Genomic DNA, 14,919 nt, shown 5'->3' with positions numbered 1-14,919 from the left:
CCGGTGGGTGGCTGAAAATGCCCCCGGCCCCTGCTCGGCCGGGCTCTGCTCCCGTCCACAAACCGGTTTCGGCCGCTTTCTCTCGCGATAGGCTCGACCAGGCACTTTTGCATCGTGGTCCGAGAGAAAAGCCTGGGGAGGCCGGACGGTGACAGCTCAGTCAGGCACGTCGGCACCGAGGCCCGGCACACCCAAGCCGGGCCCGCCGCGCCCCGCCCGGCAGTGGTTCCAGGAGCGCCCCTCGCCGTACCCGTGGGAGCAGGACGCGCTGGACCATGTGCGGAGGCTCATGCCGCAGGCCGAGCCGTTCCGCGCCTGGGCCACGTTCTCCTTCACCGCGATGTCCGGCCGCGTCAACGAGTGCGATCTGCTGATCGCCGTTCCCGCCGGGCTCTTCCTCATCGAGATCAAGGGGCATCCGGGGCAGCTGCGCAATACCGGGTCAACCTGGAACTTCCAGGGACCTGACCGCATGCGGACCATCAACAACCCCCTGCACCTGACCGACCTGAAGTCCAAGGAGCTGAAGAGCCAGCTCCAGTGGGCGGCTCGCAAACTGGGCCTGTCCGAGCGGGTGGTCCCCCGCGTCGAGCCCGCTGTGTTCCTGTCGTCGCCCGACCTCGAAAGCCACCTGGACGAGGTCCAGCAGATTAAGGTCTATGGGCGTGACGACGGCGGTAGCGGCCTGAAGCGGATCTGGCAGGACTTCCTCGGTCTGCCCCCGGACCGTCCCGACCGGCGCATCACGCCGGAGCTCTCCCGGCACACCCTGCCGCAGCTGCTCAAGGCGATCGGGATCCGTCAGTCCGCGGCCCACCTCCGCTTCGGCGACGCCTGGAAGATGGAGCCGCACCCGCTGGACGCCGGACCGTCCTGGGAGGACCGCCTGGCCACCCGGGACGACGGCCTCGTCCAGGAGGAGGGCCGGGTCCGCATCTATCTGGTGAGCCAGATGGCGACGGAGGCGGCACGCAGAGCCACCGAACGCGCTGCGCGCCGCGAGTACCAGGTGTTGCAGGGCATCACCCACCGCGGCATCGTCGACGCGCTCGACTACCGCGAGCACCAGGGCGGACCGGCGATCCTCTTCCGCCACCGCCACGGCGATCTCCGCCTCGACCAGTACCTGGACACCTACGGCGGCAGGCTGACGCCCGAGATCCGCCTGGATCTGGTCCGGCAGCTCGCCGAGGCGGTCCGCTACGCGCACAACCGCTCGCTCTACCACCGGGCGCTCGCGGCCCGCTCTGTGTACGTGTCGTTCCGGGCCGACGGGACGGCTCCGGAGCTGCGGATCACCGACTGGCAGACCGCGGCGCGGGACTTCGACAGCAACGCCACGTTCTTCCGTTCCATCGGCGGCTCTGCCCTCGACGCCGCCCTGATCGAGGACGCGGCCCGGGTCTATCTCGCCCCCGAGTCGGACCAGCCGTACGCGGACCCGGCCGACCTGGACATCTTCGGCCTAGGCGCGGTCGCCTACCTGATCCTCACCGGCCGCCCGCCGGCCACCCAGCGCAGCGACCTGGCCGAACGGCTCCGCGGTGACGGAGGGCTGCACCTGTTCGCGGTGGCCGACGGCCTGCCCGATGTCCTCGACGACCTGGTCTTCCGGGCGACCCGCGCCGACGTCAACGAGCGGCTCGGCTCGGCCGAGGCGTTCCTGGACCTGCTGGACGAGGCGGAACGCGCCAGTATCCTCCCGGACTCACCGGCGGCGACCTGCGTCGACCCGCTCGAAGCGGTGCCCGGTCAGGCGCTCGACGCCGAGTGGACGGTACGCCGGGTCCTGGGCACCGGCGCCACCGCGCGCGCCGTGCTCGTGGAGCGGGCCACGGAGGACGAGGACGGTCGCACCCAGGTTGACGAGCACGTCTTCAAGGTCGCTCTCGACGAGGAGAAGGCGGGGCGACTGCGTGCCGAGGAGCGGGCGCTGCGCAAGGTCGGCGGCGGCTCCGTCGTCCAGCTGCGCGGCGAGGGGCTGCGGGAGCTGGGCGGGCGGACCGTCCTGGAGCTGGAGTACGCCGGCGCGCAGTCGCTCGGCGAGCGGCTGCGTGGCAAGGGGCGACTCACCTACCACGAGCTGGAGCGCTTCGCGGACGACCTGTTCCACGCCCTGGACCAGCTCGCCGCGCAGGGCGTGCGCCACCGCGACATCAAACCGGACAACTTCGGCATCCAGCGCCGCAAGGACCGCACGTGGCAGCTCAAGTTGTTCGACTTCTCCCTGACGGACGCCTCCGACCGGGACGTGAAGGCCGGCACGCGCGGCTATCTCGACCCGTTCCTCGGTTCAATGCGCCGCGCCCACTACGACGACCACGCGGAGCGGTACGCAGCCGCCGTCACCCTTCACGAGATGGCGAGCGGCGAGCGACCGCTGTGGGGCGAGGGGCAGCTCGACCCGCTGACCAACGAGTCGGCCGAACTCCACGTCGCCACCGAGCTGTTCGAGCCCGCTCTGCGCGAGGGACTCAGCGCCTTCTTCCAGCGTGCGCTGCACCGCGACAGCGAGCAGCGCTTCGACACGCTCCGGCAGATGTGGGATGTCTGGCGGGAGGTGTTCCGCGCTGCCGACGCGACCGCGCCCGCCACGACCCCCTCCACCGTGGGTACCTCGTCCGATGACCCGGAGGAGGCCCGCGATCGGGCCGCCGCGGCGGCCGACCTGACGACGCCGCTGGATGCCGCCGGCCTGTCCCCGCGTGCCGTGTCGGTCGCCGGCGGACTGGGCGCCACGACGGTCGGGGAGCTGCTGGACATCCAGCCGTACGCCATCTCCAAGGCGCGCGGCGCGGGCGCCTTGGTCCGCAAGGAACTCAACCGGCGCCGCAAGCAGTGGGCCACCGCGCTGCGCTCGACGGCGGCTTACGTGCCCCCCCGCCGGCAGGCGCCCGACGCCGCCGCCCCGCCGCATTCCGTCCTCGGCTCCGACGAGACCCGCATCCCGTCGATAGACGACATGGCCGCGCTCCTCGCGCCGGAGCCGGGCCGCAAGGGCTCCCACCGTGCCGACGTCGTACGCCTCACCCTTGGCCTGCCCCTGGACGACGGCGGGCTGTCCCCGCTCGGCGTATGGCCCGTGCAGGCCCGGATCGCCGACCACCTGGGGATCAAGCAGACCTCCGTATCCCGTCACCACCGGAACGAGATCAGGAGGTGGACCGAGGCGGACTGGCTGACCCCAGTCCGCACCGAGCTGACCGAGATCATCGAGGCTGTCGGCCGGGTGATGACCGCCGACGAGGCCGCGGCCGAGCTGCGCGCTCGCCACGGCGCCGGGGCGGACACCCCTGCGAGGACGCTTGCCAGGGCTCTGGCCGTCGTCCGGGCCGCCGCCGACGCGGAGACCGCCGAACGCCAGGACGAGGAACCCGCCGGGCAGCACGAGCCCCGCTTCGCCGTGCACCGGCGCGGTGACACCGTCCTGCTTGCCGCCGAGTCACTGCCGGGCGCCGACGACCCCAGCCCGCGCGAGCTGGCGGACTACGCGGCGCTCCTCGGCCAGGCCGCCGAACGACTGGCGCGGCAGGACCCCCTGCCCGGCCGGGGCGAGGTCCTGCGCGTCCTGCGGTCGGTGCCCGCGCCCGACGGACTGGCGCCGCTCGCCGACACCCGCCTGGTGTCCCTGGCCGCTGCGACGGCCACCGGCGTCGCGGCCACGCCCCGGCTGGAGCTGTACCCGCGTGACCTGAGCCTGGAGCGGGCGGTGCGCATCTCCCAGGCGGGCGCGGGCGTCCGCCGCGACCGGGGGATCACCGTGGCCGAGCTGGTGGCGCGGCTGCGCGCCCGTTTCCCGGGCCTGAACCTGGTCTCGGGCTCCCGGGAACCCACCCATGTGGAACTGCTGGACGCCCTCGAAGGCGCGCGGTTCGACCTCGTGTACAACGATGAGGCGGAGAAGTTCTTCCCCAGGGCGCCGGAGTCGAGGGGGCCGTGGAGCTCCACCGGCGCCCTCACCAGCTACCAGCCGCCCACTCCTGTAACCCGGGCCGACCGTCAGGACCCGCACGGCCCGCTCCGGGAGCGGCTGACCGCCGTGGCGGAGAGGGGCGGGTTCCTCGCCCTCACGGTGAAGCCGAACGCGTTCGCGCGAGCGGCGGAGACTGTGGCAGCCGCCTTCCCGGTCGACGCCGTCGACCTGTCGGACGTGTTCCTCACCGCCTTCCACGCCCTGGCCGCGGAGAAGGGCCAGGACTGGCAGAAGGTCCTGCGCGCCGACAGCCTCTCCACCCCCGGCAGCATCAAGCCGGGGCTGGCGTCCTTCGTCCGAGTGGTCTGGCAGCGTGTCGAGCAGGTGGTGCTCGCCCGCGCCGACGCCCCGCGCACCGTGCTGTTCCTGCACGACGCCGGCCTGGTCGCCCGCTACTGGGACGAGGGCGGCCACGCCTTCCTCGTCCGGCTCCAGAACGCGGCACGCCGCCCCGCCGACGCCCCGCACGGCCTGTGGCTGCTGTGCACGGTCGAGACGCGCGCGCAGGAGCCGAAACTGGACGGCCGTACGGTGGAGGTGATCGGCGGTGACGGGGAACGGGCGCACCTGGATCAGGAGTTCCTGGACACGCTGCGGGTGCCGGTCGCCATGGGCTGAGCGTCGGCAGGACGGCGCCGGCCGACCATCTACCAACCTTGATAGTTCAGGTCTTCCGGGGCACCCCGCCCTTGCGCCCGATGTTGAACGCCAGCCGGTACACGTCGGGTAGGTCCAGGGCGCCACTGGTTCGTTCGGTCAGTACGCCGAGGTCCACCAGTTCCTCGATCAGTGCGAAGGGGTCCGCGGCGTCACGGGGACCGCTGCTCTCGCCGTCGTCCTCCCGCATCCGGCGCAGGGCTTCGGCGAGTCCGCCCTGCTCCCAGCACTGGCGGACGTACGACGGCTCCATCGGCACCTGCCCGCCCTCGAGCCGCTCTATGGCGGCGGCGGCCCAGGCGATGTCCTCCGTCAGCTCCTCCACCCGGACCCGCGATGCCTCGTGGAGGCTCTCCCGGATCGCCTCGTAGTGCAGCGGGTGGGGGTGTCCGGCGTACCGCTCCGTCGTCAGGGCCGCGGCCGAGCGCAGGGCGAGCAGCCAGGTCCTCGGGCTCACCCGGCCCTTGCCGTCCTGGAGGTGGTTCGGAACCCAGGTAAAGGTGTGGCCCTTGCGCCGGTCGGTGCCCATGTAGGGGCCGGCCAGGGAGACGAAGACCTTCTCCTGGCACTTCTCGTCGGCGATCACGTCGACCGGCGCGATGAACCGCCCCTCGCCCTCCGGCCGCCACTCGCCGTACTGGGCGCGGAACTTCTCCGCTTCGGCGCTCGGATCATTGCCCAGCCGGTGGAAGAGCAGCCCGTAGAGGTTCTCCCGGCTCCACTCCAGGTCGGCCGCGTTCGCCCCGAGCTTGGAGGCGTCGGGGAACCTCTTGGGCGCACTGTCGTACATGTCCGGACGGACGAAGACTAGGCATCGACGTGGGCGATCTGGACCGTGTCATTCAAATCGACGCACCCACCTCCGTCGCCTCGTTCCTGCAGCGCCTGGGACGTACCGGGCGCCGCCCCGGAACGACACGCAACTGCCTCTTCCTCACACTCGACCAAGGCGGTCTGCTGAGTGCTGCCGGACTCCTGCTCCAGTGGTCGCGAGGCTGGGTGGAACCCGTGATCGCGCCGCCCGAGCCCCGGCACATCGTCGCCCAGCAGTTGCTCGCCCTCTGCCTCCAGGAACACCGGGTCGGAGACCGGCTCTGGCAGGAGTGGTGGAACGGCCTGGGACCATTCGGAGGGTCCGCCGAGCCGATCGTCCGGCATCTGGTAGAGGAGGGGTACCTGGACCAGGACGGCGGCATGCTGTTCATCGGCCCCGAAGCCGAACGGCGCTTCGGACAGCGCCACTTCATGAACCTCACCGCCGTCTTCACCGCACCCCCGCAGTTCACCGTCCTCCAAGGCCGCACTGAGATCGGCCGCACCGACCCCGCCCTGCTCACCGAGCGGGTCGCCGGCCCCCGCAGGCTTCTCCTGGCCGGGCGCAGCTGGCAGGTCACCTACATCGACTGGCACCGCAAACGCTGCTTCGTCGAGCCGGTCGACGGCGGCGGCAAGGCGAAGTGGAGCGGCACTGGGTTCGGCCAGGGGGCATCCTTCGAAGTTACCCGTGCCGTGCGTGAGGTACTGCTTGGCGCCGATCCTCCGGTCACCCTGACGCGGCGCGCCACCTCGGCAGTAGTGGAGGCCCGTGAACACTTCCTGGAGAGGGTCCATCCGGGAGGCACTCTGGTCGTGTGCGACACATCAGGGCAGGCGCGCTGGTGGACCTGGGCGGGCCACCGTGCGAACGCGACGCTGGCCGCGACTCTGGAAGGCGTCGCGGTGCCCGCCCAGAGGATCAACGACCACTGGATCCGGCTTCGGGAGGACCTCACCCCCGTGTCATGGAAGGAGGCCGTGAGCGACGCTCCGGAGCGGCTTTGCCTTCCCGCCGTTGATGAGCGGGCGGTGCGGGGATTGAAATTCGGTGACGCGCTACCGCCGAGGCTGGCGGAGGCAACGCTGTCCGCTCGGCTGGCCGACTTGGACTCCGCTGCTGCCATTCTCGCCGAGCCGGTACGTTTCATCACGAAGGGTGTGTAGGGCAACCCTCAGGACGCGCTACGGCCACGATCACTCGAATTCAGAACGGCTTGGCTGAGGCTGCGCTCATGACGCTGGTCCGGAACCAGCTCACTGTCGCGGAGATACCTTCCTCAAGCGCCACCGGCGCCACCGTCGGGAAGAACGCCCGCAGGCGGCTGCTCTCCGCCTGGGAGTGCGGGACATCGCCAGTGCGGGCCGACACGTGCTGCCGGTGGACGACGCAGCCAGTTGCCGCCTCGATCTCCGAGATCAGGTCCAGGAGGGATATGCGGGTCCCAAAGGCCAGGTTCACGGGGCGAGGGTCCACGATGCGGCGGAAGAGGGCGTCGGTGAGGACGCGGCACACGGTGCCCACGTACGTGAAGTCGCGGGTCTGGGTGCCGTCGCCGTACACGGTCACGGGCTGGCCGGCGAGCGTGGCGCTGATCCACTTCGGGATGACCGCGGCGTAGGCGTGGTCGGCGCGCTGGCCGGGACCATAGACGTTGAAGAAACGGAAGGGCAGCACCGGCAGGTCGAAACTGTGGTGGTAGGCGCCCAGGTACGCCTCCGTGGCGAGCTTGGTGACCGCGTACGGGCTCAGCGGGGCCGTGGTGAGGTCTTCGTGCTTCGGCAGGCGCGGGTTCGCGCCGTAGACCGAGGACGAGGAGGCGGCGATCACGTGCAGGCCGCCCGCGCGGCGTGCGGCTTCGAGGACCTGGAGGGTTCCGGTCGCGTTGGCGTGGTGGCTGGCCAAGGGCTCTCGGACCGAGCGCGGTACGGAGGGCAGCGCGGCGAGGTGGACGACGGCGTCCGCGCCGCGGAACACCTGGTCCAGGAGGTCGGCGTTCTGGATGTCGCCTTCGAAGAAGTCGACGCCGAGGCCGGCGATGTTGGCCTCGCGACTGGTGGAGAGGTTGTCGACCACCCGGACTTGGGAGATCTTGGGGTGGTCGGTCAGGGCTCGGGCGAGGTTGCTTCCAATGAAGCCGGCGCCACCGGTGATCACGATCTTCACGTGGGTTTCCCTTCAGAGAGAGTCGATGTGTTCGCCGACGAGGCGACGGCGGCAGTCGAGGATGTAGGGGGCGTGCGCGGTGATCAGGGGGTAGTCGAAGGCGTCGTGGTCTGCGAGGAGGACGACGGCGTCGGCCGCCGCGAGGCCAGCGGGAGTGACGTCGACTCGCTTGAGGTTCGCCAGGCCGTCGGCGCGAGGGTGAGCGTCGTCGCTGACGTGGGGGTCGGCCGCCTGCACCTCCGCGCCCATGCCGATGAGCAGCTCCGCGATCCGCGCCGCCGGCGTCTCGCGGGCGTCCCCGGTGTTGGCCTTGTACGCGAGGCCGAGCAGCAGCACTCGGGAGCCGTTGACCGACTTCTTGCGTTTGTTGAGCCCGTCGACCAGGCGCCGGACCACGTAGTCGGGCATGTGGTTGTTGACGTCGTTCGCGAGCTCGACGAAGCGGAAGTTGCGGCCCACGGTCCGCTGGACGCGCCAGGACAGGTACGAGGGGTCTATGGGCAGGCAGTGGCCTCCGACTCCCGGTCCCGGAGTGAAGCGCATGAAGCCGAACGGCTTGGTGGACGCCGCGTCGATGGCGGCCCAGACATCGATGCCCAGCTCGTGGGCGAAGATGGCCAGCTCGTTGGCGAGCGCGACGTTCACGTGTCGGAAGGTGTTCTCCAGGAGCTTCGTCAGCTCGGCTTCCTTGCAGCTGGCCACCGGGACGACCTTGTCGACGAGGGACGCGTAGAAGTGGCGAACTGCTTCCCGGGACGCCGTGTCGATCCCGGAGACGATCTTCGGGGTGTTCTCCAGTCTCCATTTGGAGTTGCCAGGGTCGATGCGCTCAGGGCTGTAGCCAAGGTGGAATTCGGAGCCCGCCGTCAGGCCAGAGATGCCTTCGAGGAGAGGGCCGAAGATTTCCTCCGTGGTGCCCGGGTACGTCGTCGACTCCAGGACGACGGTCGCCCCGCGAGTGAGGTGGTGGCCCAGCAGCAGCGCCGAGTCCTCGACATGCGACAGGTCCGGAGCTCCGTCGCGGAGCGGCGTGGGCACCGTGACGACCGCTACGTCGAATCCCGCGCAGTCGGAGGGGTCGATGGTGGGTCGGTAGGCGCCGGCGGCGAGGAGCGGCGCCAGACGCGAGTCGGTGACGTCCTCGATGTAGGACTCTCCGAGCATGAGCCGCTTGACCCGCCGCGCGTCCACGTCGAAGCCGACGACCTGGTGCCCGACCTCGGCGGCTCTCACCGCGAGCGGGAGCCCGACATACCCCTGCCCCACGACGACGACGCGGAGCCGCTGGGTCTCACGCTTTTCGATCATGCTCTCCACCTCGTTGTGTAAGCGTGCGGATGTGTACGGCGGGCGCGGACCCGTGGCCCGGCGGTGGCTTTAAGATGGAAAGCGCCTCGGCCGTACGAGACTCGCTTGGCCGCCTGTCTTGGACGGCCGAGTGCTTTTCGCGCTCCGCCCAGACCGGTCAGAAAACCCGTGGGATGGGGAAAGCCCCGGTTCGATACGATGGCGTTGGCTTGTAGACCCGTTCCGTCACCATGCGTGACACCAGCGCGCGATCCGAGTGATCGCATCGGCTGCAGCCTCCCGACTTGGGCCCGCCGTGGCACTGTCACCGACGCCGTACGTACGAAATGGAGCATCCGAGGATGGCTCGACACCTGGTCACCAGCGCGCTTCCCTACATCAACGGGATCAAGCACCTGGGCAACATGGTCGGGTCGATGCTTCCGGCGGATGTGTACTCCCGGTACCTCCGCCAGCGCGGTCACGACGTCCTCTACATCTGCGCCACCGACGAGCACGGCACGCCGGCCGAGCTGGCCGCCAAGGAGGCCGGGCTCTCCGTCGCCGAGTTCTGCGCACAGGCCCACGACGCGCAGAAGGCCGTGTACGACGGTTTCGAGCTGGCCTTCGACTACTTCGGCCGGAGCTCCTCCCCGCAGACCCGCGAGATCACCCAGCACTTCGCGCGCAAGCTGCACGAGAACGGCTTCATCGAGGAGCGCGCGATCCGCCAGGTGTACTCGCCGGCCGACGGCCGCTTCCTGCCGGACCGGTACGTCGAGGGCACCTGCCCGCACTGTGCCTACGACAAGGCCCGCGGCGACCAGTGCGAACACTGCACCCGTGTGCTCGACCCGACCGACCTTCTCAACCCGCGCTCGGCGATCAGCGGCTCCACGGAGCTGGAGGTCCGCGAGACCAAGCACCTGTTCCTTCTGCAGTCCAAGCTCCAGCACGAGGTCGAGGCGTGGATCGACGCGGTCAGTGAGCAGTGGCCGCACCTGTCCACGTCCATCGCCCGCAAGTGGCTGACCGAGGGCCTGCACGACCGCGCGATCACCCGCGACCTGGACTGGGGCGTGCCCGTCCCGGCCGACACCTGGCCGGAGCTCGCGGCCGAGGGCAAGGTCTTCTACGTTTGGTTCGACGCCCCCATCGCGTACATCGGCGCGACGAAGGAATGGGCGGACGCCACCACGGACGGCGAGACCCGCGACTGGAAGTCGTGGTGGTACGAGGCCGACGACGTCACCTACTCCGAGTTCATGGCGAAGGACAACGTCCCCTTCCACACGGTGATGTTCCCGGCCACCGAGCTGGGTGTCCGTGAGCCGTGGAAGATGGTCGACTTCGTCAAGGGCTTCAACTGGCTGACGTACTACGGCGGCAAGTTCTCCACATCCCAGAAGCGTGGCGTCTTCACCGACGCGGCCCTGGAGATCCTCCCCGCCGACTACTGGCGCTACTTCCTGATCGCCAACGCCCCCGAGTCGGACGACTCGTCGTTCACCTGGGAGCACTTCACCGCCACGGTCAACAAGGACCTGGCCGATACTCTCGGCAACTTCGTCAACCGCGTGCTGTCCTTCTCCCGGAAGCGGTTCGGCGACGAAGTCCCGGCCGGCCGCGCCGCCGGCGAGGTGGAGGCGAAGCTGGGCGAGGAGATCGCGCGCCTGCTGGCCGAGTACGAGGAGCACATGGAGGCGCTCCAGTTCCGTAAGGCGGCCGCCGCGCTGCGCGCCCTGTGGTCCGCGGGCAACTCCTACCTGGAGGAGAAGGCGCCCTGGCTGGAGATCAAGACCGATGCCGACGGCGCCGCGCTGACTCTCCGTACCGCGATGAACCTGATCCACCTGTACGCGGTCGTCTCTGAGCCGTTCATCCCGACCACCGCCGCCGCCATGCGCGGGGCCTTCACCCTGGAGAACGACACCACGACCTGGGTGACCGCCGAGCAGGCCAAGTCCCTGGACGCCGTCCCGGCCGGCACCGCGTTCACCGTGCCGCCCGTGCTCTTCGCGAAGATCACGGAGGAGGACCTGGAGTCCTACCGGGCGCGCTTCGGCGGTTCCCCGGACGCCTGACAGTGTCTCCCGAGCCCGTACCGTCCGTGCTCTCATCGGGCGGTACGGGGGTCGAGAAGGCTGGGCAGGCTCGCGGCCGGCACGTTCATCAGCCGGATGTGGGAAGCCGTGTCGTCTGCCTCGACCCATGTGACGCCGGCTGACCCAGGGACGTGCTGGAGGTAGCGATCGAAGCCGTTCCCCGTCAGCCACAGCAGCAGGCAGGCGATGCCCCCGCCGTGCCCGACGAGGACGGTCGTCCGATGCGGCCCGGTGTGGACCTGGTTCCACAGGTCCACATAGCGGGCCTGTACGTCCTCCGATGACTCGCCGCCCGGCGTGCGGAGCTGGTGGATGGGCACGCCATGGCGTGCTGCCTCACAGGCGGCGAGCTCCCTGGGCCGGCCACCGAGGTGGCCGCTGTTCTTGGCGGCGAGGCGCTCGTCCACGCGTACGTCGGTCGGCTTTAGCACCGAGGTCAGCAGCGCCGCCGATTCGCGGCAGCGGGACATCGGGCTGACGAGCATCTGGTCCACGGTGATACCGGTTGCGGCGAGCCCGTTACCGACCGCGCGGATGTCGTTCCTGCCGCGTTCGCTCAGCCTGCCTCCGACGGCCTGGCCCTGGTGGATGCCCTGCAGGTTCTCTTCAGTCTCGCCGTGCTTGATCAGGTAGATGTGCTTGGTGCGCATGGCGTGGCCCCTTCCTCGTATCAGTCCCAGTCGCGGACGCCGACACAAGCGGAGACCGCCGCGGCGACGTGGTCGTGCTCGGCACGGCTCATGGCGGGAAAGCGGTCGTAGTGCCACTCGATGTAGAGGACGGAGATGAGGTTGATCGTCCCGTCGTCCAGCAGCTTGGTGAGCACGGGGTACTCGGCACCTTCGATGTCCATCTTCACGACGACGTGATCACCGGGACTGACCGTCCGCCGCAGCCAGGCGCTGAAGTCGATGGCCGGTACCGAGATCGGCGAGGTGTAGTCGATCTGCTGGTCGTACACCGGCGGCACCTGCTTGCCCGGCATGACGGTGGAACTCTCGTGGTGGCCGAGGAAGAGGTCGATCGTCCCATCATGGGTCCACACCGCGCTCTGGGAGATCTCGATACGGGCGGAGCCCTGGGCCTGTTCGACGTGCCGGCGGATGGAAGGGATTAGCTCCGCGTTCGGCTCGAAGGCGTAGAAGTCATGATCCGGAAGCTCGTGCATGAAGCGGTTCAGCACGACTCCGAGGTTGGCGCCGCAGTCGATGAAGATTTTGCGCATGAGGTGCTCCCGTGGTCGGGTTTCGGGGGTACGAGGTCGATCTCGTGCAGGACGTCGTCGGCGAGCAGGACGAAGTCGCCGGTCGCGGGGCGGTAGCAGCGCTCCTCGTACCGGATGGTGACGCGGCGGACGACTTCGTCGCCGCGGTAGGGCGGCAGGTCGCCCCACCGGTAGAGCTGGCCGCCGGGCGCTTTGAGCCAGCGCAGCGGTCGGGGCAACGGGCCTTTCGGGACACCGTTGTTGAGGCGGCTGAACATCGTGGTCAGGAAGTCGACGTGCTCGTTCGCTTGCTGCTCGTCCTTATGCACGCGGCCGTAGGTCTTCTTGAGGTGGCGCAGCGTCTCTTGGTCCCCGTCCGCGTGGACGATGAGGTCGCGGAGCCGCCGGTCCCAGACGATGCCGAGGTGGTCGTGGAGGACCGGTTCGCTCGTCAGGAAGTAGCCCAGAACGCGGCCGAACTCCCGCTCGTACGGGCACATGAAGCCGTTGTAGAGGCCCTGCTGTTCGCCGGACGCGGTCTCCACCTGCCAGTGGACACGGGCCGTGAAAGGAGAGTCCCACCACCCCAGGTGCCAGGGCTGCCACAGCAGGTCGGCGGCGCTGATCACGAGCACCGCGAGTGCCAGCAGCGCGGCTGGCCAACCGAAGGCCGCGTCGTACTCCGCAGCGGGGAGTAACCCGACGGTGATCGCGAGAGCGATGTTGGTGCCGATGTTCTCCCAGAAGTGGATGCCGGAGGCGAGAGCGACGGCGACATTGAAGACGGCCGTCGCTGCGAGGACCGCGAGCAGGAGACGGCGATCGAGGAACGCGATCAGCCCCGCTGCCTCGATCACCATCGCGAGGACGTTGACCGGCCGATCGAGGCCGCGTGCACGGCGCAAGACGCGGGACACGGTCTCGGGGCGCAGGAAGCGTGCCCAGCCCCAGGAGTACGCCGAAGCGATGAGGTAGTGGGTGCGGTTGTGCCAGGCCCATGACCAGGGTCGCGGCCCGAGTCGGGCCTTGCTCCAGGCCGGCTTCACGTAGTGGGAGAGTGAGACGCAGCCAAGGACGAGCAGGAGTGCCGCCGGGGAGCCCGGGGTCTCGAAGAACGTCGCCACGAGAAACCAGGCGAGGTATGCCTTGAGCAGCCGCAACGGCATCATCGCGTGGTGCTTCCAGCCTCGGAGCTTGCCGCAGTACACGCCCATCCAGGCGAGGAGAGCCGGGGGCCAGAAGCACGAAGCGGCACCCAGCACGAGAAGGAGCCGCTTGTCCAGGCGTTGCGGTCCGATCGGCTCCGTCACGTCGTAGTCGCTCGTCGCGCCTTGCCACGTGAGCAGCGCGATCACGACCATGGCGAACCACCGGAACGGCCCGGGATCGGGTGAGGACAGGAAGGCGAGCGGTACGGCGGGTGTGATGCTCGCGATGAGGATCAACCGGCTTGGGCGGCGCGCTATGGCCCGCACGGTCGGCGAGATCGCGAAGCGGTAGCAGGCCGCGACGGCGGAGACGGTCACGGCGGTGTGCAGGTACGCGGCGAGCAGTGGCGTCCCCATGGGCCTACCGCCTGGACGGCGCGAGGATCGCCGAAGCGGCTGTGGGCAGACTCTCCAGGTAGGAGGCGATCCGCTCCCGAGGGTCGACCGCGAGGTGCTCGTCCCGGTGGCGTGCGACGTTCGCGCGGAGTTCCCGGCTTCGGTTGAGGAAGTCGAGCACCGCTCCGCCGTCGATGCGGGGCGCCGATGTGCCCAGTTCCGCCTCGTGGACGACCTTGGCGCACCAGTGCTGGTCGTACGTGGGCAGCGGGATCAGATGGATCGGTTTGCCGAGGACGAAGGCTTCGCTGATGAGGTTGAAGCCGGCGTTGGAGAAGACAGCCTCGGACCGCGCCATGTCCCTGATGAACGCCTCGCGGTCGAAGGTGCGGATCTCGATCTTGCCATCGGCGTACTGACGCAGGTTTCCGATTTCGGTCGGCTGCACGTAGATCCGCAGACCGCGGTCCGGGACGTACTGGCGGAAGACCCTGGTCAGCGTTCGGACGGACTCTTCCGGCCCATGGTCGAAGTAGCGAGAGAAGTAGGCGGTGGCGGGGGGCTCGATCGTGACCGGCGTGGAACGCACTGAGTCGGGGATGACCGGGGCGATGAACTCCAGCCTTCGGTCGTCCGACTCCAGTGGGACGTACGAGCAGATGAAGGACCGGTCGACGCGGGGCGCGAAGTAGCGGAGACGCTGCTCGTCGGCGGTCCGGGCGTAACGGCCAACGGCCGGTAGGTCGAGGTGTCGGTACTTGCTCTGCTGATCGACGGAGATCAGGGGTCTGTTGAAGTGGTACGCGAGGCGGGGAGTGTTGGGCTCGTAGTCGGTGATGAACACGTCGGGGACGCCGGTCTCGCGAACGATCCGGCGCAGGCGCATGTGCTTGGCAAGGCCGGCGGGGGCCTGCCAGATGTTCGCGCGTACGGCGTCACTCGCGGATATGCGGTCCGCGCGGGCGAGGAGCGTCGGCATCCACGCGTCCCAAGCGGGGAAGCCGAGGTCCCGGAAGTACTCCACGCGGGCGCCGCCGTTGGTGACGATGCGCACCTCGTGCCCGCGGTCGCGGAGGTACTGGGCGATCACGCTCTGTCTGACCGAGTGGCCCATGCCGATGCCGTTGACGCCGATGATCACATTGAGCGGCCGTACGTTTCCAGACACG

Annotated in this window: 9 protein-coding genes and 1 pseudogene; 3 read left to right on the top strand and 7 right to left on the bottom strand. The window is 69.4% G+C overall.

All coding sequences use genetic code 11. The annotated features are described in order from the left end of the window. Window positions 1–148: 148 nt before the first annotated feature. Window positions 149–4,591 carry a BREX system serine/threonine kinase PglW gene (gene pglW / locus ACFVST_RS05475; RefSeq protein WP_390147115.1) on the top strand — a complete coding sequence of 1,481 codons (4,443 nt, stop codon included), beginning with the start codon at window positions 149–151 and terminating at the stop codon, window positions 4,589–4,591. Between the two features lie 46 nt (window positions 4,592–4,637). Here the strand turns inward: pglW and ACFVST_RS05470 are convergent, their stop codons facing one another. Next, entirely contained in the window at window positions 4,638–5,420 is a 783-nt protein-coding gene (locus ACFVST_RS05470) for a hypothetical protein (RefSeq protein WP_390147113.1), read from the bottom strand. 14 nt (window positions 5,421–5,434) lie between these two features. Between ACFVST_RS05470 and ACFVST_RS05465 the strand changes: the two are divergent. Next, a pseudogene (locus ACFVST_RS05465) lies at window positions 5,435–6,610 on the top strand (helicase-related protein); the annotation flags it as partial. A gap of 40 nt (window positions 6,611–6,650) precedes the next feature. Here ACFVST_RS05465 and ACFVST_RS05460 read toward each other — a convergent pair. Then, on the bottom strand, window positions 6,651–7,610 hold the full coding sequence (locus tag ACFVST_RS05460) for an NAD-dependent epimerase/dehydratase family protein (protein ID WP_390147111.1): 960 nt from the start codon (window positions 7,608–7,610) through the stop codon (window positions 6,651–6,653). A gap of 12 nt (window positions 7,611–7,622) precedes the next feature. Continuing rightward, window positions 7,623–8,918: a nucleotide sugar dehydrogenase gene (locus ACFVST_RS05455; RefSeq protein WP_390147110.1), complete on the bottom strand. Its 1,296-nt coding sequence runs from the start codon at window positions 8,916–8,918 to the stop codon at window positions 7,623–7,625. Between the two features lie 341 nt (window positions 8,919–9,259). On the opposite strand from ACFVST_RS05455, the gene metG reads away from it, so the two are divergent. After that, window positions 9,260–10,981 (top strand): methionine--tRNA ligase, encoded by a 1,722-nt coding sequence (gene metG, locus ACFVST_RS05450; protein ID WP_390147108.1) that lies wholly within the window; start codon window positions 9,260–9,262, stop codon window positions 10,979–10,981. Window positions 10,982–11,013: 32 nt separating this feature from the next. Here metG and ACFVST_RS05445 read toward each other — a convergent pair whose 3' ends face one another. Genes ACFVST_RS05445 through ACFVST_RS05430 form a run of 4 tightly spaced genes read right to left on the bottom strand, consistent with a single transcriptional unit; the run spans window position 11,014 to window position 14,918 of the window. Beyond that, window positions 11,014–11,652 (bottom strand): histidine phosphatase family protein, encoded by a 639-nt coding sequence (locus ACFVST_RS05445; protein WP_390147106.1) that lies wholly within the window; start codon window positions 11,650–11,652, stop codon window positions 11,014–11,016. A gap of 20 nt (window positions 11,653–11,672) precedes the next feature. Then, window positions 11,673–12,227 carry an FkbM family methyltransferase gene (locus ACFVST_RS05440; RefSeq protein WP_390147105.1) on the bottom strand — a complete coding sequence of 185 codons (555 nt, stop codon included), beginning with the start codon at window positions 12,225–12,227 and terminating at the stop codon, window positions 11,673–11,675. Then, a complete protein-coding gene (locus tag ACFVST_RS05435; RefSeq protein WP_390147103.1) occupies window positions 12,179–13,771 on the bottom strand; it encodes a hypothetical protein in 1,593 nt (530 codons plus the stop codon). Before ACFVST_RS05435 ends, ACFVST_RS05440 begins: the two co-directional genes overlap by 49 nt. A 4-nt stretch (window positions 13,772–13,775) precedes the next feature. Then, entirely contained in the window at window positions 13,776–14,918 is a 1,143-nt protein-coding gene (locus tag ACFVST_RS05430) for a glycosyltransferase family protein (protein WP_390147101.1), read from the bottom strand. Window position 14,919: the final 1 nt, after the last annotated feature.

It is taken from the genome of Streptomyces sp. NPDC058045 (assembly GCF_042885635.1).
Lineage (GTDB): Bacteria > Actinomycetota > Actinomycetes > Streptomycetales > Streptomycetaceae > Streptomyces.
This window is presented reverse-complemented; position numbering and strand designations above follow the sequence as displayed.